At 41.1% G+C, this 19,343-nt stretch carries 27 protein-coding genes; 24 read left to right on the forward strand and 3 right to left on the reverse strand.

Annotation, left to right across the window (positions count from 1 at the left end; genetic code table 11):
• On the reverse strand, positions 1-247 hold a 247-nt coding region (locus DWV68_RS07220; RefSeq protein ID WP_243089485.1), incomplete at its 3' end, for a S24 family peptidase.
• 800 nt (positions 248-1,047) lie between these two features.
• Between DWV68_RS07220 and DWV68_RS07230 the strand changes: the two genes are divergently transcribed.
• The 12 genes from DWV68_RS07230 to DWV68_RS07285 all read left to right on the forward strand — a co-directional run bounded on the left by DWV68_RS07230 (position 1,048) and on the right by DWV68_RS07285 (position 8,201).
• Positions 1,048-1,983 carry a Fic family protein gene (locus DWV68_RS07230; RefSeq protein WP_118639647.1) on the forward strand — a complete coding sequence of 312 codons (936 nt, stop codon included), beginning with the start codon at positions 1,048-1,050 and terminating at the stop codon, positions 1,981-1,983.
• A gap of 43 nt (positions 1,984-2,026) precedes the next feature.
• Positions 2,027-2,326: a helix-turn-helix transcriptional regulator gene (locus DWV68_RS07235; RefSeq protein WP_118639648.1), complete on the forward strand. Its 300-nt coding sequence runs from the start codon at positions 2,027-2,029 to the stop codon at positions 2,324-2,326.
• A gap of 48 nt (positions 2,327-2,374) precedes the next feature.
• Positions 2,375-2,986 carry a VWA-like domain-containing protein gene (locus DWV68_RS07240; RefSeq protein WP_118665370.1) on the forward strand — a complete coding sequence of 204 codons (612 nt, stop codon included), beginning with the start codon at positions 2,375-2,377 and terminating at the stop codon, positions 2,984-2,986.
• Positions 2,983-3,765, forward strand: a complete 783-nt coding sequence (locus DWV68_RS07245) for an arginase family protein (RefSeq protein ID WP_118665372.1) — start codon at positions 2,983-2,985, stop codon at positions 3,763-3,765. The genes DWV68_RS07240 and DWV68_RS07245 overlap by 4 nt, the downstream gene beginning before the upstream one ends.
• A 114-nt stretch (positions 3,766-3,879) precedes the next feature.
• Positions 3,880-4,035: a hypothetical protein gene (locus DWV68_RS14400; RefSeq protein WP_197420825.1), complete on the forward strand. Its 156-nt coding sequence runs from the start codon at positions 3,880-3,882 to the stop codon at positions 4,033-4,035.
• A gap of 169 nt (positions 4,036-4,204) precedes the next feature.
• Positions 4,205-4,420, forward strand: a complete 216-nt coding sequence (locus DWV68_RS07250) for a hypothetical protein (RefSeq protein ID WP_118057631.1) — start codon at positions 4,205-4,207, stop codon at positions 4,418-4,420.
• Between the two features lie 46 nt (positions 4,421-4,466).
• A complete protein-coding gene (locus tag DWV68_RS14545) occupies positions 4,467-4,928 on the forward strand; it encodes a hypothetical protein (RefSeq protein WP_197420826.1) in 462 nt (153 codons plus the stop codon).
• 910 nt (positions 4,929-5,838) lie between these two features.
• Entirely contained in the window at positions 5,839-6,654 is an 816-nt protein-coding gene (locus DWV68_RS07265; protein WP_118057633.1) for a sugar phosphate isomerase/epimerase family protein, read from the forward strand.
• A 32-nt stretch (positions 6,655-6,686) separates the two neighbouring features.
• The gene (locus DWV68_RS07270) at positions 6,687-6,956 is read left to right on the forward strand and encodes a hypothetical protein (protein ID WP_176935823.1); all 270 of its coding nucleotides are present in this window, start codon (positions 6,687-6,689) and stop codon (positions 6,954-6,956) included.
• A 141-nt stretch (positions 6,957-7,097) separates the two neighbouring features.
• Entirely contained in the window at positions 7,098-7,322 is a 225-nt protein-coding gene (locus DWV68_RS07275) for a hypothetical protein (protein ID WP_117841920.1), read from the forward strand.
• Positions 7,323-7,330: 8 nt separating this feature from the next.
• Positions 7,331-7,525 (forward strand): hypothetical protein, encoded by a 195-nt coding sequence (locus tag DWV68_RS07280; protein WP_118057634.1) that lies wholly within the window; start codon positions 7,331-7,333, stop codon positions 7,523-7,525.
• A 265-nt stretch (positions 7,526-7,790) separates the two neighbouring features.
• The gene (locus tag DWV68_RS07285) at positions 7,791-8,201 is read left to right on the forward strand and encodes a peptide deformylase (protein ID WP_118057635.1); all 411 of its coding nucleotides are present in this window, start codon (positions 7,791-7,793) and stop codon (positions 8,199-8,201) included.
• A gap of 84 nt (positions 8,202-8,285) precedes the next feature.
• Here DWV68_RS07285 and DWV68_RS07290 read toward each other — a convergent pair whose 3' ends face one another.
• Together DWV68_RS07290 and DWV68_RS07295 are read right to left on the reverse strand one after the other, a co-directional pair.
• Positions 8,286-8,618 (reverse strand): type II toxin-antitoxin system RelE/ParE family toxin, encoded by a 333-nt coding sequence (locus tag DWV68_RS07290; protein ID WP_118057636.1) that lies wholly within the window; start codon positions 8,616-8,618, stop codon positions 8,286-8,288.
• A complete protein-coding gene (locus tag DWV68_RS07295; protein WP_118057661.1) occupies positions 8,615-8,878 on the reverse strand; it encodes a type II toxin-antitoxin system Phd/YefM family antitoxin in 264 nt (87 codons plus the stop codon). Before DWV68_RS07295 ends, DWV68_RS07290 begins: the two co-directional genes overlap by 4 nt.
• Before the next feature lie 264 nt (positions 8,879-9,142).
• On the opposite strand from DWV68_RS07295, the gene DWV68_RS07300 reads away from it, so the two are divergent.
• The 12 genes from DWV68_RS07300 to cobM all read left to right on the forward strand — a co-directional run bounded on the left by DWV68_RS07300 (position 9,143) and on the right by cobM (position 19,342).
• Complete coding sequence (locus DWV68_RS07300; protein ID WP_118057637.1) at positions 9,143-9,526, forward strand: hypothetical protein; 384 nt, start codon at positions 9,143-9,145, stop codon at positions 9,524-9,526.
• Between the two features lie 34 nt (positions 9,527-9,560).
• Complete coding sequence (locus DWV68_RS07305) at positions 9,561-11,120, forward strand: cobyric acid synthase (protein ID WP_118057638.1); 1,560 nt, start codon at positions 9,561-9,563, stop codon at positions 11,118-11,120.
• On the forward strand, positions 11,098-12,162 hold the full coding sequence (cobT, locus tag DWV68_RS07310; RefSeq protein ID WP_243089486.1) for a nicotinate-nucleotide--dimethylbenzimidazole phosphoribosyltransferase: 1,065 nt from the start codon (positions 11,098-11,100) through the stop codon (positions 12,160-12,162). The genes DWV68_RS07305 and cobT overlap by 23 nt, the downstream gene beginning before the upstream one ends.
• Positions 12,159-12,752, forward strand: coding sequence for a bifunctional adenosylcobinamide kinase/adenosylcobinamide-phosphate guanylyltransferase (locus DWV68_RS07315; protein WP_118057640.1), 594 nt, complete (start codon positions 12,159-12,161; stop codon positions 12,750-12,752). Before cobT ends, DWV68_RS07315 begins: the two co-directional genes overlap by 4 nt.
• A gap of 16 nt (positions 12,753-12,768) precedes the next feature.
• On the forward strand, positions 12,769-13,551 hold the full coding sequence (locus DWV68_RS07320; RefSeq protein ID WP_118057662.1) for an adenosylcobinamide-GDP ribazoletransferase: 783 nt from the start codon (positions 12,769-12,771) through the stop codon (positions 13,549-13,551).
• A 124-nt stretch (positions 13,552-13,675) separates the two neighbouring features.
• Complete coding sequence (locus tag DWV68_RS07325) at positions 13,676-14,080, forward strand: bifunctional adenosylcobinamide kinase/adenosylcobinamide-phosphate guanylyltransferase (RefSeq protein ID WP_118057641.1); 405 nt, start codon at positions 13,676-13,678, stop codon at positions 14,078-14,080.
• Positions 14,053-14,787, forward strand: a complete 735-nt coding sequence (locus DWV68_RS07330) for a histidine phosphatase family protein (protein ID WP_118057642.1) — start codon at positions 14,053-14,055, stop codon at positions 14,785-14,787. The genes DWV68_RS07325 and DWV68_RS07330 overlap by 28 nt, the downstream gene beginning before the upstream one ends.
• The gene (gene cbiB / locus DWV68_RS07335; protein WP_118057643.1) at positions 14,784-15,752 is read left to right on the forward strand and encodes an adenosylcobinamide-phosphate synthase CbiB; all 969 of its coding nucleotides are present in this window, start codon (positions 14,784-14,786) and stop codon (positions 15,750-15,752) included. The genes DWV68_RS07330 and cbiB overlap by 4 nt, the downstream gene beginning before the upstream one ends.
• A 35-nt stretch (positions 15,753-15,787) precedes the next feature.
• A complete protein-coding gene (locus DWV68_RS07340) occupies positions 15,788-16,822 on the forward strand; it encodes a pyridoxal phosphate-dependent aminotransferase (protein ID WP_118057644.1) in 1,035 nt (344 codons plus the stop codon).
• Positions 16,819-17,454 (forward strand): precorrin-8X methylmutase, encoded by a 636-nt coding sequence (locus DWV68_RS07345; RefSeq protein ID WP_022244149.1) that lies wholly within the window; start codon positions 16,819-16,821, stop codon positions 17,452-17,454. The genes DWV68_RS07340 and DWV68_RS07345 overlap by 4 nt, the downstream gene beginning before the upstream one ends.
• Positions 17,455-17,474: 20 nt before the next feature.
• Positions 17,475-18,584, forward strand: coding sequence for a cobalt-precorrin-5B (C(1))-methyltransferase CbiD (gene cbiD / locus DWV68_RS07350; protein WP_118057645.1), 1,110 nt, complete (start codon positions 17,475-17,477; stop codon positions 18,582-18,584).
• Positions 18,581-19,342, forward strand: a complete 762-nt coding sequence (gene cobM, locus DWV68_RS07355; RefSeq protein ID WP_118057646.1) for a precorrin-4 C(11)-methyltransferase — start codon at positions 18,581-18,583, stop codon at positions 19,340-19,342. The genes cbiD and cobM overlap by 4 nt, the downstream gene beginning before the upstream one ends.
• Position 19,343 lies beyond the last annotated feature (1 nt).

Below are 19,343 nucleotides of genomic sequence, written 5' to 3' on the forward strand. Positions count from 1 at the left end.
CCCATGCAATCTGACCATCGTGGAATTCAGGTTCCATACTGTCACCACTAATACGGACACCGAAAGTAGTATCTTCCGGTAAGATAGATTCATCTATACATACAGTCTCTTTCGGTCCGTCTACAAGGAAGTTACCGGTTCCGGCTGATACAGCATTTTCAAAAATATCAATGCTTCGGAATGGAATTATCTTAGCAGTCTGCTTTTCATACATTCCGGATGCGTGGAGCAGATTAATATAATCCATAGCTTTTTCCCTGCCTTCATCAGTAAGTGATGAAAAAGGATCAGCAGGATTTACTCCAAAATATGCTTCATGAAGAACTTCATCTTCTTATGGTTGATAACCACATTCCAGCAGGTGCAAAGCTCTACTAAAAACGTGATGTACCTTATTGGTGGAAATTTGTAAAATTACAAAAATACGCCAATTTTACGCCAAACGATGCAGAGTTTGATGTAAGAAAACAATATAATGATGTGGAATCAGACGATATGACATAGAAGCCCCATTGGATAGAGAAATCTGTCGGATGGGGCTTAATTACATATAGAACAAAGATTTTAATAATAAAGGAGAATTTGAGGATGCAGAATTATGATGGGTCAATTAAAACTAAATGGACAGGAATATTTTTATAGAGCAAAGGATGACAGTGGAAGTTCAAAAATTACAACATTACCGAATGGTTGAAATAACTAATAAGGAAACTGGGAATTATGATGTTATGATGATTAGTACAGGAGATTCATTTACTAGAGTTGTAAATCGCGGATGTCCCAAGGATCCAACACAATTAGCACTAAATTCACAGGGGATGCTTTCGAATACAAAAGATAGAAACGAATCTAAAACATTTTTATCTCATCGGAGAAGACTCCCACCTCTGCAGGTGGCGAGTAAGAAATAAACCTGTCCGATATGATTTAGGGTGAATTTGAAAAAAATATAATAAAAAATCACCCTAAATTTAAAAAATATATTGAATTTAGGGTGAAAAAGTGCAAATATATAATCATAAAATCACCCTAAAAGGAGATGGATGAATGAGTAATATAACAGAAATCCAAAGATTACTAAATGAAAAAGCTGATTTGCAGGCTCAAATTAATATCTCTGCATTTGATGGAAGTATTGAAATCAAGACTGTAAATGATCAGAAATATATTTATGTTAGAAAAAGAGAAGCTGGAAAATACAAATCAAATTATATAGATAAATATTCTGAGGAGCTCTACGCACTTGCAGTTAATCAATCGCAGCAAATAAGAGCGGTTAAAAAGCAACTTAGAAAAATCGAAAAGGACTTAGCAAAGCTTGGATATACAGAAAGCGAACTGTCACCAAGAGTAAAGCTTAATATTGACTTTGCTAGAGCTAATGTCAAAAGTCTGATTTATGATCAGGCTGTATTGGAAGGTGTTTCCACTACATTTCCACAGACAGAAACTATTTTGGAAAATGGCGAAGTTAACGGAGTAAAAGCAACTGATGTCCAAAAAATCTTAAATTTGAAGCATGCGTGGGAGTTTATTGTGGATCCGGATGTAGTGGCTTCTCCTTGCAATTATTATATGGTAAGTCATATAGCACGCCTGGTAAATGAAGGGTTCTTCGAAAATGGTGGTTCCGTTAGAGCTGTTCCTGTTACGATTGGTGGTTCAAGCTATGTGCCTCCAATTCCAAATGAGTTGGATGTAAAAGAGAAAATAGATGAAATTATAAACTCAGGACTTGAGGACGTTGATATTGCAATTGAGCTTACGCTTTATTGTATGAAGACACAGATTTTTATTGATGGTAATAAGAGAGCTTCTATTATCTTTGCTAATCATTTTATGATTGGAAAAGGTATTGGATTGTTAGTTGTGCCGGAGAATATTGTGTCTGAATTCAAGGGTCTTCTTGTAGCTTATTATGAAGGTCGAAATGAAGATGAGATTAAGGCATTTTTGAAAGAGAAGTGTTGGCGTAAGTTTTAGTAGATAAGTATTTATATCCTAAACGAACGAATCGTGTCATTAATTGGAACAATGTAGTTGTGAAGAACATTCGATAGAGGAATATGCTGGAAAATTGTGTATTTCAGCAAGCCGATTATCTCATTTATTTAGTGAACAGGTAGGGATAACGCTTAAAAAATATTTAACACTGCATCAGTTAGAAAGAGCATTTCAAGATTTATTAGCTGGGAAACGGATAACGGAAGCAGCATTAAACGCAGGATTTGATTCACCACCACATTTTGCATCTACAGTAAAAAGGATGATGGGACTTCCGGCGAGAAGTACAGTAAAAGATAGCGAATTTTTGAAAGTTTATTAGAGGTTTGTTTTCTATAATAGAGCCATAAGAAGAAAGAGAGGCGATATTATGGAGAAGAAATATCTTGAAATGACTAAAATGCTAAATTTCGATGTAGAGAGTATACAGTCTCTCATAAAAAATCGTAAATGGATAGAATTAGATGAATATAACAAAATAGCTGCCATTTATGATTTCGTAAGAAACGAGATATTGTTTGGATATAACAGTTCAGACTTGCCAGATTTTAACGAAAGAGATTTTGTCGCAAAAGAAATTTTGTTTTGGGCAGATACTTCCGGTTCAGTAAATCAAGATGCGCTTGAAGCAGTATATGCAGAAATTAGAGGTGTTATTGAGCAATTTAATGGTAAAATAAAGGGAAAGCTTGGGTTCTTTGATACAGATGTAACCACACCAATTTCGTTTGAAAATATTAATGAATTAGAAAAAATAATACCATATGGTGGAGGTGGTACTGATTTTACGGTTGTGTTTCATTATATAAAAAGTAATATGAAACACGACCTGTCAGCTGTCATTATTATATTTACTGATGGATATGGTTTATTTCCAGAAGAAGCAGATATACCTGATATTCCGGTTCTCTGGTTGATTGATAATGAAGATGTGAATCCACCCTTTGGAAAAGTAGCAAGACTAAGAAAGGCACAACAATGACAACCAATCATCTGATTTTAGATTTTTCGCATGTATATTGCGATGAAAACATACCAAAGAATACCGGCATCCACTGGCTGGACTGCTCTGAAATTGAGGAGTGTGATTTGTATTGTTCCAGACAGGCAGAAGAGAAAATCAGAGAAAAAATCAAGCTATATGGAATTCATGGAATCCATTTTCTGGATTCCGGAAATTATCATTATGTGACAGAAATTATGACAAGCCAGATTCAAAAGGAATTCCAGCTTGTTGTATTTGACCATCATACGGACATGCAAAAGCCGATGATTGAGCACATGACAAGCTGCGGAGACTGGGCAGAAAAGGTGTTAGAGACGAATCCATGGTTGCAGCAACTGATATTAATCGGACCGCAGGCGAAGGATATAGAGCAGCTTTATCGGGAAAATGATGGCTTGATGAATCGTAAGGAAATATCAGAAAAACTCCTTACTTTTTCTGCAGAAGAGATTCGTGCCGGAGAAGACAAAAATAAGATTTCCAAAATAAAAAAGAATCTGCCGGTTTATATATCCATAGACAAAGACATCTTGGATAAACAATATACGGAGACAAACTGGAGTCAGGGGAACATGTCACTTCCGATGCTGGAGCGATTGCTCTCACATTTTCTGGAAAACGGAAATATACTTGGCATTGATATCTGTGGAGAATGCCAGCAGGGAATTCCACTGCCTGAATATTTGCAGGCTGAAGAACTGAATGAAGAAACGAATCAGAAATTATTTGAGTTCCTGTCCCATTATATTTCATAACATTCCAAAGTAGAAAATAGGATATCCCCCATAAGCGCTCCTATTAGGTGATGGTTGAAAGTGACGGCATTATACAATCTGAAAGTGAAGAACTTCAGAAGATAATAAAAAGAATTGATAGAAATTATGGTTATTACAGTAAGGATAATTGTGAAGGTGATAATCGTTGCGATATTTGCATTTGTTGAAATCGCAATATTTGCAAATGCTACAGTGTCTTGGCTGGAAGGCAGAGAGGCTAATAAGCCAAGGATAAGGGTGGAAAAATAAAATGACCAATAGGAATGAAAAAACAATTAAAGAACAAAGATTCGATGCACAAGAGAAGATTTATGGACTTGTAATTTGCAATAATAGAGTCATTCTAAGAAAGACGAAACGATAGTCTTTCAAGGATGGCTTTTATTATGAGGAAAAGAACAAGGAGGAGGCGGCATATATGCATATATTAGCATTGCTCTTACTGTTTGTAATTGGTTCAATTGTGGCAGCGTGTGATGGTGATTTCTCAGGCTTAGCTGCAATTGGAAAATTTGTCGGCGGAGCAGTACTTATTTTTGCAATGCTATGGTTATTTACACAACCGGCATTATTAATTATTGTGATTGTAGTACTTGTTGTTATTGCAATATGCTGCTCTGGTTCATCAAAGTAGAGCTAAGCATTAAAAGATGGAAGTCAAAGAAAGGAAGGAAAACTATATGAAAAAGAATTCATTTACACAAGTATTAATGATTGCCATAGCGGCTGTTTGCATCATATGCGCAGTTGTAATGATTAATGTATCAAATGAATCTGAAAAATGCATCAAGAGTGGCTGTGACAATGATAGGGCATACGAAGGTGAATATTGCTATAAACACAAGCCGAGTAGTAAAAAAAGTAAATCAAGCGAAACACCTTCATATAATAAAAAATCTTCAGATAGTTCATCTGAAGAACATTCTTCGAATAGCACAGGTAGCAGCTCTAATAGTTATACTGATAGCAATAACTATACGAATAAATCGACATCAGGAAGTGAATCATCATATCAATCTTATGACGATGGTTATGATGACATCTATATGGACGACGATTATGACGATGAGAGATACGAGAATGACAAGGATTATGCCGATGGAGTAGATGATGCCATGGATGAGTTTGATGAGGACTGGTAAAATGAAAAGACAATCATACACTATTTCTACCTGCATTTGCCCAGATTGTGGCTTAAAGTTTCCAATTTCGAGAAAGAAAGCGGAAGCAAGGGAAAAAGGGCACCACAAATATATTTGGTGTCCAAATTGTAAGGAAAGAAAAAATTTTGAAGAATACAGATGCAATGATTATGAGCCCTATATTTATGAATGCTAAGAAGGAGGAATGCAATATGTCGGAAAAATAGTTTACAAAGTCCCGGCAGAAGAACGAATCAAAAGCATAGAGACTTTAAAGGTGCGCGAGAAGCAACCAAAAACTCAAAATTCTATATCTGGCAAGTGTTCCATTGGTGATCTTGTCCAGAATCAGTTTTTCAAGCTGTTTATAAAGTGGTGTGGCTATGGCATTATCAAGTTCCATTTAATGAAAATTCCTTTCCGGTAAATAAAAAAACAGATATTGTAATCTGATTTTATAGTTGAATACTTTTGTGTATATATAATAATACATTTGAGACTATTTGTATATGCAGATTTGTTCTTTTGTAGCAAAAAAAGAAAAAATATTGAAAAATAAAATACAAACTTCTATGCTTTTAGTATAACAATATAATACAAAAATGAGTTGGATGATATTGATAAATGCATCTATGAGCACATTTACAAGTATCAAAAAGATACATTTTGAAATAGAATATGTATTACAATGTATTTTTGTTATGCAGATACAATAAAAAACAATAAGGGAAATTGGTCAATTTAACGAAAAAAATAGATAGTATTGACAAAGAAGTTGTGCAGATATACTATTGTATCAGATACAAAGTAATACATAACAAATGCGAGATATGAAATTACTATTGTACGTACTACCAATAAAGACATGCGCATGATCTTAGAATCATTATGGAGAATACAGGAGGAAGAAATGAAATTTGCACCAATGAATTATCATTATTTGAGATATCCGCTGAAGAAATTCCTGGACAAGGTAGAACAGTCAGTATTTAACAGTATTGATTTGTATTGTAGTGCACCACAGTTTAATATATTTGATTATTCCCTTTTTTCATTACTTGAATTGGAAAAGGAGATTAGGAGAAGAGACCTAAGTGTTATGGCAATGACACCGGAGAATTGTACATACCCGGTTAACTTCTGCACACAGGATAGAGGAACACGTGAGTCCAGTATTCGTTATTATCAGCGAGCTATTGATACGGCGGAATTTCTTGGCTGCCATAAAGTTCAGATCAGTACCGGATTTGGATATTTCGATCAGTCACCGGAAGATGCATGGAAGTATTGCAGGGATTCTCTGCAGCAGTTGGGTGCTTATTGTGAGAAAAAGAATGTGGAGCTGATGCTGGAGGAGTTGAAGGTAACAACAACAAATGTGCTGATAAAAAGTTCAGATCTGAAACGAATGATAGAAGAAACAGGCTCATCTCACATACATGGTATGGTAGATCTGGATCAGATGACCTACGCCGAAGAAAGCATAGATGACTATATGGATAATTTAGGTACTCAGCTTGTTCATGTGCATTTTAACGATCGGGGACATACAGTTCCCGGAGACGGAGATTTTCCAATGAAAAAGTATTATAAAGATCTGAAGCGCAGAGGATATGAGGGGACAATTTCGTTTGAAATATGTGACCGTCGTTATTACTGTGATCCGGATAAGGTAATTGATGACATTACAGAATGGCTTAGGAATAACACAACAGAATTAAGTTAATAAGGTGGATATCTATCCATTTTATATAGAAAATGAAAAAGAATCTGCCGGTTTATATTTCCATAGATAAAGACATCTTGGATAAACAATATACGGAGACTAACTGGAGTCAGGGGAATATGTCACTTCCGATGCTGGAACGTTTGCTGTCGCATTTTCTGGAAAACGGAAATATACTTGGCATTGATATTTGCGGAGAATGCCAGCAGGGAATTCCACTGCCGGAATATCTGCAGGCTGAAGAACTGAATGAAGAAACGAATCAGAAATTATTTGAGTTCCTGTCCCATTATATTTTATAACATTCTAAAATAGAAAATAGGATAAAACCCCACAAGAGGTGTCGGTTGCGGCACCTCTTTTTTCGTGCTAAACTTTAACTTAAGAGAGAAATTATTTGAATTATATTGAAAGACAAAAAGTTGGGAGAGGATGATGGCTGAATGGAAATAAAAAGTATTTTAATCAAAGATACAACCAGGGAAGAGCGGATTCGTATCGTGCAGGAGGGCCTGAACCAGTGCGGAGGAGCCTGTGATTTTTGCAATGGCTGCGATAATTTAGGTGGCGGTTCCATGGATGCATTTTATGAGCCATATATCAACGGCGTAAAGGAGTTGCGGGAAATCAATGAGGAATACCGGAGCAATTCCGGCACCGTCAGGTAGGTGGCAATATGAGAGCGCCGGAAATAGAGACCTCTACTGAAGCGGAAAGAAGACAGTATATCAAAAATGCTTTTCCATGTATTGCAGACTGCGAGATGTGCGGACTTTGCACGGTATTTTGTGGAAAAGACCCGGAACTTGCCTATGCAGATTATATCAGTGGAAAGCGAAGCTATTTAGAGGTATCCCAGGAATATCGATAAAAGAAACGTGGAGAAATAAAAGGGTAAAATGACGGGATAAAAGAAAAGGCAAAAAAATAAAGCCAGAATCAGGGGATGAACTTTATATGACACATGAAGAATTTGAACAGGCAGCGTAATACTGGAACCGCAAAGAGCAGACGGCAATGCCAAAGGAGGCTTTGCAGCAGGCAGACGTATTTATTTTAAATTAGCAGCGAACAAAATTGTGGCTTGAAAGTCTGCATTTTGCTCAATGAGTAGTTTCAGATATTGGAGATAAATTATGGTTAGGAAAATAGTAAAAGGAACACACATTTTTTCAGAGAAAGCAATACCGGCAACGCCTGCAGATAAGCAGGTAATAACAGACCTTTTGGATACCCTTCGGGCGAACCGGGAAACCTGCGTTGGAATGGCAGCAAATATGATTGGCATAAACAAAGCGATTATTGTAGTGGCAGCAGGCCCATTTCAATTTGCAATGGTGAATCCGGTGATTACGAAGAAGTCAGGCGGCTACAGTACAGAGGAAAGCTGTCTTTCGCTGGATGGAGCCAAAGCCTGCACAAGATACCAGGAGATAGAGGTGGATTATCTGAATGGTGATTTTAAACCACAACATGGAAAATATTTCGGCTTTACCGCGCAGGTTATCCAGCATGAGATCGACCACTGCAATGGAGTGGTAATATAATGAGCAGAGAATGTTAATTATGAGTAAATTTTGCTCATGATATATATTGAAAAAATAAAAGGAACCTGCATAAAAACAGATTCCTTAAACGAGGTGAAATCCCTGTCGAAGAATGGAAGTCCAGTTACTTTTCTGATAGAGAAAACGGACGATGATTACAGTCTGTTTTTCTTTATCAATCGTATAAAAGGCAAGGTAATTATTAATTTTCACAAAACGAATGCCCCAGCTTGCCAGTATTGGATCGTCTGCCGGATGAAACTTCTGTGGCAGGTCGGCTAATGAGTCTATCCACTCGGTCGCAGCATCTAACAGATTATCTGCAACATCAGGATTTTTGAGGGTAAATTCAATGTAATCCGCAGCACGCATAATATCGTGTTCTGCGGTGGAAGTGATATAAACCTGATAGCTCATCGACTGCGGTGGCTCCTGATATCAGCCATAGCTTCGGAAAATAGTCTGGTATTGCCTGTGGCAATATCGTCCATTCCTTCCTTAATCTGACTGTAAAGTTCAAAGCGGCTGGTCAGTTCTTCGTAGGATTCAATGCTCATAACAGCAAGATCACCTTTTCCATTCTTCGTAATGAAAACTGGTTCAGGATAATTATGACAAAATGTAGAAATTTCATTGTAATTATTCCTTAAATCAGCACTTGATTTAATTGTTGGCATAAAAACACCGCCCTGTTTGATAACAAAATTATACAAAAATTTGGCTATATGGTTAATGGACATCTCCATAATAGTAGTTAAATAAATATAAAAACTGCCGGTAGCAGGTTAGAGATGCTTAATATATTCCTTTGGAGTAAGCGCACATAGATGAAGAGAAATATGAAAAGCAGAATCATAAATCAAAAAGGAAAGTATCTTTTCTAAAAACAAGGAATGTTATACAATATATCTGTTAAGATAAAAATATGCGGAGGATGTCCAATGTATACAACATACAAAGAGTACTTAAAACAGGAGACGTCACTGCCCTTTGAAGAAGCCATGCAGATCTGGAACCAGATTGCAGAGCAGGGGGAAGCGGATGCAGCCTGCAGGGAACTCATAGACCGTTTTTTGAAATGTGCAGTAGACTATGTGCGAATCAGAAACGGATGGAACCAGAAATCGCTGGCAGAGAAAGGACAGGCAGATGCGGAGCGCACCCGCTGTCATAATCTTGTGATCAGTGCGAAAAACAAACTGTCCGTCTATATGTATGAGCATAAGCTGGGCAATGACTGGGATGATTGGTTAGGGGAAGAGCGAAAACGAATCGGAGACTTCGCATGTTATGTGGTACTGCTTCAGGGACTGGAAGCAAGATAGTATAGAAAACAAAAGAAATCGAGGAACTTATCACATGGCAAAAGTGATTATGATACAGGGAACAATGTCGAATGCCGGAAAAAGCCTGATTACAGCAGGCTTATGTCGTATCTTTCATCAGGATGGATACCGCGTGGCGCCTTTTAAGTCGCAGAATATGGCATTGAATTCCTATATTACAACAGAAGGGCTTGAAATGGGACGGGCACAGGTTATGCAGGCGGAGGCAGCAGGAATCGAGCCGCAGGTCTGTATGAACCCGATTCTTTTAAAGCCTACAAATGATATTGGCTCCCAGGTGATTGTCAACGGTACGGTCATTGGTAATATGCCGGCACGGGAATATTTTAACTATAAGAAAAAGCTTATCCCGGATATTTTAAAGGCATTTCACAAACTGGAAGAGCAGGCGGATATTATTGTAATAGAAGGAGCCGGAAGTCCGGCAGAAATTAATCTCAAGGAAAATGACATTGTAAATATGGGCATGGCGGAGATGGTAAATGCACCGGTTCTTCTGGCAGGAGATATTGACCGGGGTGGTGTGTTTGCACAGCTTTTAGGAACGCTGATGCTTTTAGAAGAGCAGGAAAAATCCCGTGTAAAAGGTTTAATCATCAACAAATTCCGCGGAGATGTATCCATATTGGAACCGGGCATTCAGATGTTAGAGGAAAAAGGCGGCATTCCGGTCTGCGGAGTGGTGCCTTATATGAAGGTACAGCTTGAGGATGAAGACAGCCTGACCGGAAAATTCAAGCATCGGAAAGAGGCGTTGATAGACCTGGCAGTTATCCGTTATCCGAGAATATCTAATTTTACGGATTTTGATGTTTTCGAGCATATGGAAGGCGTATCGGTGCGCTATGTGACTTCGGTGCAGGAAATCCATCATCCGGATGCCATTATTCTGCCGGGCAGTAAGAATACAATGGGTGACCTGAAATGGATGCGCGAAAATGGCATGGAAGCTATGATAAAGAAACTCTCCGCAGAAACTTCGGTTATTGGAATCTGCGGCGGTTACCAGATGTTAGGAGAAAGCCTCGAAGACCCCTATTCGGTAGAGGAAGGCGGCAGCTTACGGGGCATGGAGCTGTTGCCGCTTAAGACGGTGATGAGCCGGGAAAAGGTACGCCGTCAGGTAACGGGAACCATAGACTTTCTCACCGGTATGTTAGCTTCCCTTTCCGGCAAAGAATACAAGGGCTACGAGATTCATATGGGACATACCGGCGGAACACAGAAGACAGAGCAGATACAGGAACCAAAGCAGACACAGGCTCAAGCCCAAGCTCATGCGCATGCACAGGAGGAATCCTGTATACAGGATGCAGTCGTTGTGCAGAAGGGAAATGTCTACGGAACGTATGTCCACGGCATTTTTGATGAAGGAGATATCGCATCTACTTTTATCCGGGCATTAGCGGAGAAAAAGGGAGTGCATTATGAAGATAATCAGGGCATGAATTATCAGCAGTATAAGGAGAGCCAGTACGATTTGCTGGCGGATACACTGCGGAAATATCTTGATATGGAAGCGGTTTATGGAATGCTGCAGGAGGCAGAATATGACAAAAGCAGAATTGGATAGCATAAAGATTTTGCCTTTAGATGACAGTTGGTATCGCAGGGTAAAAGAGAAGCTGGATGGAATCGCCAAACCCCTGGATGGACTTGGAAAGTTTGAACATCTGATTGCACAGATTGGAGCCATAGAGAAGACAACCAGAATATCCATTCAGAAAAAAGCAGTTCTTGTTATGTGTGCAGACAATGGCGTGGTGGAAGAGCGGGTCAGCCAGAGTGGAAAAGAAGTAACCTTTGCAGTGGCAAAAGCCATGGGAGTAAATAATTCTTCTGTAGGAAAGATGGCAGCAGTGGCAGGCGTGGATGTAATTCCGGTGGACATTGGAATTGATACAGACGAAGTGATTCCCGGAGTATTGCCACGAAAAGTTGCAAAGGGAACGAAAAACTTTGCCAAGGAACCTGCAATGACAGAAGAAGAGGTCTTAAAGGCAATAGAAACCGGAGTACAACTGGTGCAGCAATGCCACAGAGAAGGGTATGAGATACTTGCCACAGGAGAGATGGGAATCGGAAATACAACCACAAGTACAGCCGTTGCAGCAGCACTTTTGGATTTAGAGGTAGAGCAGGTGACCGGCAAGGGCGCCGGATTAACGGATGAAGCATTAAAAAGAAAATGCAGGGTAATTGAAGAAGCGATAGAAAAATATTCCCTTCGTGATGCGGATGCATTTACCATATTAAAGACGGTAGGTGGACTGGACATAGCCGGATTGACAGGCGTATTTATCGGAGCAGCAATCGAGCAGATGCCGGTTGTCATCGATGGAGTCATCAGTGCCGTTGCAGCGCTTTTGTCAGAGACCCTTTGCAAGGGTGCCGTAAATTATATGATACCATCCCATAAGAGCCGGGAACTGGCAGAGACAGCGATTATGAAAAAGCTGCATTTGGATCCGGTACTGGATGCGGATATGGCACTGGGTGAGGGAACCGGTGCAGTGATGATGATGTCCCTGTTGGATGTGGCACTGGGCGTGTATTTGCAGGGAGCATCCTTTGCAAATTTTGAGATAGAACAGTACAAGAGGTATGAAGAATGATTGCATTGGTAATCGGTGGAAGCGGCAGCGGAAAATCCGCATATGCAGAACAAATGGCAGTGAAAGCCGCAGGCAACGGCAGCCTTTATTATGTAGCCACCATGCAGGTGTATGATGAAGAAGGAAAGAAAAAAGTAGAGCGTCACCAGAAAATGCGGGCAGGAAAAGGCTTTCTTACGATAGAGCAGCCGAGAAGACTTAAAGAGGCAGCAAAGAAAGTGGCAACCGAAAGAGTGCCAGCCGGAAAAGCTGCAGCAGGAGTTGGAAAAACAGTTTTATTGGAGTGTATGTCGAACCTCGTTGCCAACGAAATGTTTTCAGAAGAAAATCTGTCTGCTGTGATGGATAAAGAAAAAATAAGGCAGCTTTCGGGTGAAATTATAAACGGAGTAACGGCATTGCATGATTCCTGTGATATACTGATTATTGTCACGAATCAGATATTTGAAGACGGAATCCGTTATGATGCATCCACAATGGATTATATCCGGTTGTTAGGAGATGTAAACCGACAGATTGCAGAGCGGGCAGAGCAGGTCGTTGAAGTAGTAGCAGGAATTCCGATTTTCATAAAAAAGGATGGAATTTAAGAAAGAAGAGGAATACATGAAAATTTTAAAAGGATTCGTCATTGCATTTTCCATATATTCAAAAATACCGGTGCCGCAGTTTGACTGGAAGAAAGAAGATATGCAGTATCACCTCTGCTTCTTCCCATTGATTGGTCTTATCATTGGAGTATTGGAAGCCGGCTGGTTCTTTTTGGGAAATGCAGCCGGGATAAGCCATCTTTGCAAAACCCTGATAGCGGTGGCAATTCCACTGCTTGTTACCGGTGGCTTTCATATGGATGGGTTTATGGATACCATGGATGCATTTCATTCCTATCAGGATAAGGAGAAGAAGCTGGCAATTTTAAAAGACCCTCATATTGGCGCATTTTCCGTATTGATGCTGGTTTTATATTATCTTATTTATGGAGCAGCATATGCGGAGCTTACGGAATTGTCTGCAATTCTTGTAGTGGGAATTGGCTTTGCGTTATCACGAAGCTTAAGCGGAATTGGTGTGGTGAGCCTGAAGGCAGCAAAAAAGGATGGTATGCTTGCTTATTTTGCAGACAGCGCCCAGAAAAAAAGAGTGCTGGCAGTCCTCATCATAGAGGCAGTTGTCTACAGTGGATGTATGATTTATGTAAACCTGTGGGCAGGGCTTGCAGCAGTAGTTGTGGCATTGCTCTGTTATGGTTATTATAGCTGGAAAAGCCGGAAGGAATTTGGCGGAATCAATGGTGATACCGCAGGATATTTTGTGTCATTATGCGAAAATGCCATGGCAGTTGCAGTGGTAGTTGTTTTTCACTATACAGGAAATTGCTTTCCTGTATAGTAAAAAACGCTCCGCGAGTATGCGCACTGCGGCGTATAAGGTAGATGCCGCAAGCAACCGCCGCAGGCGCGAGAATGTGCCGTGGCACATTCTTTGTTTTATAGCAGGCTAGAAAGGAAAAATCATGGAATTATTTTTGGGCGGATGTTACCAGGGAAAAAAGGAATATGTGTTAAAGCTTCACCCGGAATGTAAAGGTCAGGTGATAGAGGGCGAAAACCTTCCTGCAGACTGGGATGGAATGATAAAAGAACTGCAGGAATTTGAGAATCCGGTCATCAACCATTTACACCTGTGGATTCGGAAATGTCTTGAGCAGCAGACAGATGTGGAGCTGTTGGCTGATAAACTGCTGGAAACATATCCGGGACTTATTTTCATCTGTGATGAGATTGGAAACGGAATTGTACCGATGGATGCTCTGGAACGGGATTACAGGGAGCAGACCGGAAGACTACAGATCCGGATTGCCGAAAAGGCAGAAAGGGTAGAACGCATTGTATGTGGAATCAGCCAGAGATTAAAATAAATTTATTGCTTATCCGTCATGGAAAGACCCCGTCAAATCGGGAACACCGGTATTTGGGTGTAACAGAAGAAGCTTTATCCGGGGAAGGTAGAAAGCAGTTAGAGATTCTTGCAGAAAAAGACATTTTAAAAAAAACATGGCTGCTTTTCATCAGTCCGATGCTGCGCTGTCAGGAGAGTGCTGGTATACTTTTTCCGGGAAAGAAAGCTTATCCGATAGAAGAATGGCGGGAGATGAATTTTGGCGCATATGAGGGAAAAAATTACGAAGATTTGAAAAATAATGCCTATTATCAGAAATGGATTGACAGCAATGGCACACTGCCTTTTCCGGAAGGCGAGAGCCAGCAGGAATATATAAAACGCTGCCATAGAGGACTTCTTACTGCAACAAAAATCATAGAGGAAAAGATTGCCAGAGAAGTAGCAGATACTGCAAAGACGTCATCAGCGAATGAGATAACAGAACTCCGGGAGCCTGAAAAACTGATAGCAGAAAGTCAAATGACAGAAAATCCGATAACAGAAAGTCAGCCCCGGAACGTGACAGCGGTTGTACACGGCGGCACAATTATGGCACTGCTTCACATTCTTGCAGGAGGAAATTATTTTGATTATCAGGTGAAAAATGGAGGCGGCTACTGCTGTAAGCTCAGACTTTGCGGAGAAGAATGGAAATTAGATTCCCTTGAGGAGATTACAATATGATTTATCACATGATTGCGTTCGGACTGGGATTTTGCCTGGACCTTCTTTTGGGAGATCCATACTGGCTGCCACATCCCATCCGGGTGATTGGAAATTTTATAGGGATATTGGAAAAAAGAATGAATAAAAAGGAGTGCAGTGAGAAATACCTTGTAAGAGCAGGCATTGGAATGGTTACGCTTGTTTTGCTGACAGTTCTTATGGTGACCGCACTTCTTCTGATTCTTGCGTACCGGATTCATCCGGTGGCAGGTGTTATCTTGGAAATGATTATGACCTATCAGATTCTTGCTGCAAAATGCCTGAAAGTAGAGAGCATGAAGGTATATAATTGTTTAAAGGAGAATGACCTTATAGCGGCAAGACATGCTGTTTCCATGATTGTAGGCAGAGATACCGAGCGGCTGGATGAAACAGGAGTGGCAAAGGCTGCCATTGAAACGGTGGCGGAAAATACTTCGGATGGAGTCATTGCACCGATGCTATATACCGCACTTGGCGGACCGGTTCTGGGCTTTTTTTATAAGGCAGTCAATACGATGGATTCCATGGTAGGATATAAGAATGAACGTTATCTTCATTTTGGCAGAGCTGCCGCAAAATTCGATGATATCTGCAATTATATCCCATCCCGTATCAGTGCATACCTGATGATTGCAGGGACGTATTTCCTTGGAAAGGAATATAACAGGAAACATGCATATTACATTTATAAAAGGGACCGGTATCATCATGCCAGCCCGAACTCTGCCCAGACAGAGGCAGTTTGTGCAGGAGCACTGTCCATACAGCTGGCAGGGGATGCCTGGTATTTTGGCAAACTGGTGAAAAAGCCGTTTATCGGAGATGCACTGCGTCCGGTGGAATACGAGGACATCAGAAGAGCAAACCGGCTTTTGTATGCGACTGCATTTTTATGTGAAGGCATTTGCCTTTTGGTGATGGGATTGTTATTCTTTATATGATTGAAAGGATGAAAATTCAGGAAAGGAACAGGAATATGGTACATGGAGGAGACATCTACCGTAATTGCATATCGTTAGATTATTCTGTAAATATCAATCCTCTGGGCATACCGGCATCTGTAGAGGCAGCCCTTAGGGAAGCGGTGTCTTTATGCAGCCGGTATCCGGATATCAGGCAGGAGAAGCTGAAGGCAGCCATTGCTGAGATGGATAAGGTAGCGGCAGATGAGATATTGTGCGGAAATGGAGCTTCTGAACTTTTTCCTGCAATTCTTCATGCATTAAAACCAAAGAAAATACTGATTCCGGTTCCTTCTTTTTATGGTTACGAGTGGGCTGCCGGAACGGAAGCGTGTGAAGTAAGTTATTTTCCATTGCGGGAACAGGATAATTTTGTGCTGGGAGAGGACTTTATTGAGGCATTAGATAAAGAAACGGAGCTTATATACCTTGCTAATCCCAATAATCCCACCGGACAGTTAATTCCACCGGAGATTTTAAAAGGGATTTTAAAGCGGTGTCAGGAGCTTGATATAATAGTGGTGGTAGATGAATGCTTTCTGCCGTTTTGTGAAGAAGCAGAGCTTTATGAAGAAATGGAAGCTGGCATGAAATGTAGGAATCTGATTCAGGTGAGAGCATTTACCAAGACCTTTGCCATACCGGGAGTCCGGCTGGGTTATCTTATCTGCCGGAACAGGGAAGTCTGTCAGAAGATTACAAGGCAGCTTCCGGAATGGAACTTATCGGTATTTGCCCAGATGGCAGGATGCGCTGCAGCAAAAGAAACGGAATTTATCGGGGAAAGCAGAAAACTCATAAAAGAGCAGCGGAGTATTCTGACAAAAGAGCTGATATCCTTAGGCTTCCGGGTGTATCCTTCCCGGGCAGATTATATTTTATTTTACACAGAGCTGCCATTATATGAGTTACTTTTAAAGAAACAGATTTTGATTCGAAATTGTGAAAATTACAGAGGTCTGTCCAAAGGATATTACCGGATTGCAGTAAGAGGGCAGGCAGAGAATGAGCGGCTGATAAGCGCATTAAGAGAGGTGACAGAGAAATGAATCCCATCGAATTTGTATTGCCGGGAGAGATTGAAAAACGCAGCTTTGAGATTATTTCAGAGGAATTAGAAAAGCGTCAGATTGTATTGCCTAAGGAGCAGGAGCCTGTTACCAAGCGTGTGATACATACCAGCGCAGATTTTGATTATGCAGAGACAATGTGTTATTCTGACCATGCAGTAGAAATTGCAAAGGAACTGATTCTTAAGGGCGCCGATATTGTAACGGATACCAATATGGCACTTGCCGGAATCAATAAGAAAATACTGGCATCATTTGGCGGAGAAGCCCATTGCTTTATGGCGGATTTGGATGTAGCACAGCTTGCCAGAGAGCGGCAGGTAACAAGAGCCACCATCAGCATGGAGAAAGCCGCAGCCATTGAAAAACCAGTTATTTTTGCGGTGGGAAATGCACCGACGGCGTTAATCGAGCTTCATAAAATGATAACGGAGGGACGCTACCAGCCGGCATTTATTATCGGAGTTCCGGTAGGCTTCGTAAATGTGGTACCGGCAAAAGAATTGATTATGGAAACAGAAGTACCGTATATCATTAACCGGGGCAGAAAGGGCGGGAGCAATGTTGCCGCAGCTATCTGCAATGCAATTTTGTATCAATTAAGACGATAGTAAAATCAGGGGGAAGAAAGATGCAGTATGGGTTTACCTCCGGAAGCTGTGCCGCAGCCGCAGCAAAGGCAGCAGTCTATATGCTGCTGAGTGGAAGAAGAAAAACAGAGATTACCATTGAGACACCAAAGGGAATTCCCTACCATGCAAAGGTGGAGCATATCAAAATTCAGGAAACAGAAGTTTCCTGCGCGGTACAAAAGGACGGCGGGGATGACCCGGATGTGACAACGGGGGCATGGATTTATGCAGCGGTGAGCATTTGTGAAGAAAATAACAATCAGATAGAAATAGATGGCGGCATCGGTGTTGGCAGGGTTACGCGGCCGGGATTAGACCAGCCGGTAGGAAATGCCGCAATTAATACGGTACCACGGCAGATGATTGCAAAAGAAGTATCAGAGGTCTGCCATCTGTTTGATTTTCAGGGCGGAATCAAAGTCGTAATTTCAGTGCCGGAAGGAGAAAATCTTGCGGCGCAGACTTTTAATCCGAGACTTGGAATAAAGGGCGGAATCTCGATACTTGGAACCAGCGGGATTGTGGAGCCTATGAGTGATAAGGCATTGCTAGATACCATAGCAGTGGAATTGAAACAGAAACGGGCAGAAGGTCATTCTATTGTTGCCATATCACCGGGCAACTACGGATTGGAATTTATGAAACGGACCTATGGTTATGATTTGGAGCGTAGTGTAAAATGCAGCAACTTTATCGGACAGACCATTGACATGGTAAAAGAACTTGGATTTTCCAAAATGCTCTTAACCGGTCATATCGGAAAGCTGATAAAGGTATCCGGCGGCATTATGAACACCCATTCCAAAGAGGCAGACTGCCGGATGGAGCTTCTGGCGGCGGCAGCAATCCGTGCGGGCGCAGAAGTGACACTGCTTCGGGAAATATTAGACTGCATTGGTACAGAGGATGCGGTAGACCGGATTCGAAAAGCCGGACTTTTAGAACCTGCCATGGAATATGTCATGGAAAAAATTGAAGACCATCTTAAGCATCGTGCCGGAGATGGGCTGGAAATAGAATGTATGGTTTATAGTAATGATATCGGACTTTTAGGTGTAACGCCGGGAGCAGAGGCATTATTAAAAGAACTGTTGGAGGAAAAGGAATGATTCATTTTGTTGGAGCAGGGTGCGGAGCACCGGATTTGATTACCGTAAGAGGAATGCATCTTTTGGAGAAAGCGGATGTGATTATCTATGCCGGTTCACTGGTAAATCCCAAGCTTTTAGACTATGCCAAAGCAGACTGTCAGGTATATAACAGTGCAGTGATGACATTGGAAGAAGTCCTTGCAATTATGGTGGAGGCAGAGCAGGAAGGAAAAGATGTGGTGCGGCTGCATACCGGAGAACCAAGCATATATGGAGCGGTTCAGGAGCAGATGCAGGAGCTGGATGCAAGAAAGCTAGCCTATGATTCTACGCCGGGAGTAAGTGCCTGCTTTGGAGCAGCGGCAGCCATGAATCTGGAGTATACCCTGCCGGATATTTCCCAGTCCCTTATCATTACCAGAATGGAGGGACGGACGGCGGTTCCGGAGAAAGAAAGCATTGAGGCATTTGCTGCCCATCAGTGTTCCATGGCAATCTATTTAAGCACCGGAATGTTGGAGAAGTTATCTGAGCGACTGATAAAGGGTGGCTATTCAAAGGATACCACTGCGGCACTGGCTTATAAGGTAAGCTGGCCGGAGGAAGAAATATATATCTGCACGGTAGAAACATTGGCACAGACAGCGGCAGAACATGGAATTACCAAAACGGCACTGGTTCTCGTTGGAGATGTCATTAACAAGAGCGGATACAGCAAATCCAGACTGTATGCAGAAGATTTCTCCACAGAATTCCGGGCAGCAAAAAAATCATAAG

The sequence above is a fragment of the Roseburia sp. AF12-17LB genome, assembly GCF_003479605.1.
GTDB classification, from domain to species: domain Bacteria; phylum Bacillota; class Clostridia; order Lachnospirales; family Lachnospiraceae; genus Roseburia_C; species Roseburia_C amylophila.

What these genes read in the sequence shown, in the direction of transcription:
- DWV68_RS07285 (WP_118057635.1), top strand. Translation starts at nt 7,791, where the DNA reads ATGGTTAGGAAAATAGTAAAAGGAACACACATTTTTTCAGAGAAAGCA.
- DWV68_RS07275 (WP_117841920.1), top strand. Translation starts at nt 7,098, where the DNA reads ATGGAAATAAAAAGTATTTTAATCAAAGATACAACCAGGGAAGAGCGG.
- DWV68_RS07230 (WP_118639647.1), top strand. Translation starts at nt 1,048, where the DNA reads ATGAGTAATATAACAGAAATCCAAAGATTACTAAATGAAAAAGCTGAT.
- DWV68_RS07270 (WP_176935823.1), top strand. Translation starts at nt 6,687, where the DNA reads ATGAAAAAGAATCTGCCGGTTTATATTTCCATAGATAAAGACATCTTG.
- DWV68_RS07295 (WP_118057661.1), bottom strand. Translation starts at nt 8,878, where the DNA reads ATGCCAACAATTAAATCAAGTGCTGATTTAAGGAATAATTACAATGAA.
- cobM (WP_118057646.1), top strand. Translation starts at nt 18,581, where the DNA reads ATGATTCATTTTGTTGGAGCAGGGTGCGGAGCACCGGATTTGATTACC.
- DWV68_RS07265 (WP_118057633.1), top strand. Translation starts at nt 5,839, where the DNA reads ATGAAATTTGCACCAATGAATTATCATTATTTGAGATATCCGCTGAAG.
- DWV68_RS07250 (WP_118057631.1), top strand. Translation starts at nt 4,205, where the DNA reads ATGCATATATTAGCATTGCTCTTACTGTTTGTAATTGGTTCAATTGTG.
- DWV68_RS07340 (WP_118057644.1), top strand. Translation starts at nt 15,788, where the DNA reads ATGGTACATGGAGGAGACATCTACCGTAATTGCATATCGTTAGATTAT.
- DWV68_RS07320 (WP_118057662.1), top strand. Translation starts at nt 12,769, where the DNA reads ATGAAAATTTTAAAAGGATTCGTCATTGCATTTTCCATATATTCAAAA.
- DWV68_RS14545 (WP_197420826.1), top strand. Translation starts at nt 4,467, where the DNA reads ATGAAAAAGAATTCATTTACACAAGTATTAATGATTGCCATAGCGGCT.
- cobT (WP_243089486.1), top strand. Translation starts at nt 11,098, where the DNA reads ATGACAAAAGCAGAATTGGATAGCATAAAGATTTTGCCTTTAGATGAC.
- DWV68_RS07245 (WP_118665372.1), top strand. Translation starts at nt 2,983, where the DNA reads ATGACAACCAATCATCTGATTTTAGATTTTTCGCATGTATATTGCGAT.
- DWV68_RS07280 (WP_118057634.1), top strand. Translation starts at nt 7,331, where the DNA reads ATGAGAGCGCCGGAAATAGAGACCTCTACTGAAGCGGAAAGAAGACAG.
- DWV68_RS07325 (WP_118057641.1), top strand. Translation starts at nt 13,676, where the DNA reads ATGGAATTATTTTTGGGCGGATGTTACCAGGGAAAAAAGGAATATGTG.
- DWV68_RS07330 (WP_118057642.1), top strand. Translation starts at nt 14,053, where the DNA reads ATGTGGAATCAGCCAGAGATTAAAATAAATTTATTGCTTATCCGTCAT.
- DWV68_RS07345 (WP_022244149.1), top strand. Translation starts at nt 16,819, where the DNA reads ATGAATCCCATCGAATTTGTATTGCCGGGAGAGATTGAAAAACGCAGC.
- DWV68_RS07240 (WP_118665370.1), top strand. Translation starts at nt 2,375, where the DNA reads ATGGAGAAGAAATATCTTGAAATGACTAAAATGCTAAATTTCGATGTA.
- DWV68_RS07305 (WP_118057638.1), top strand. Translation starts at nt 9,561, where the DNA reads ATGGCAAAAGTGATTATGATACAGGGAACAATGTCGAATGCCGGAAAA.
- cbiD (WP_118057645.1), top strand. Translation starts at nt 17,475, where the DNA reads ATGCAGTATGGGTTTACCTCCGGAAGCTGTGCCGCAGCCGCAGCAAAG.
- cbiB (WP_118057643.1), top strand. Translation starts at nt 14,784, where the DNA reads ATGATTTATCACATGATTGCGTTCGGACTGGGATTTTGCCTGGACCTT.
- DWV68_RS07300 (WP_118057637.1), top strand. Translation starts at nt 9,143, where the DNA reads ATGTATACAACATACAAAGAGTACTTAAAACAGGAGACGTCACTGCCC.
- DWV68_RS07315 (WP_118057640.1), top strand. Translation starts at nt 12,159, where the DNA reads ATGATTGCATTGGTAATCGGTGGAAGCGGCAGCGGAAAATCCGCATAT.
- DWV68_RS07290 (WP_118057636.1), bottom strand. Translation starts at nt 8,618, where the DNA reads ATGAGCTATCAGGTTTATATCACTTCCACCGCAGAACACGATATTATG.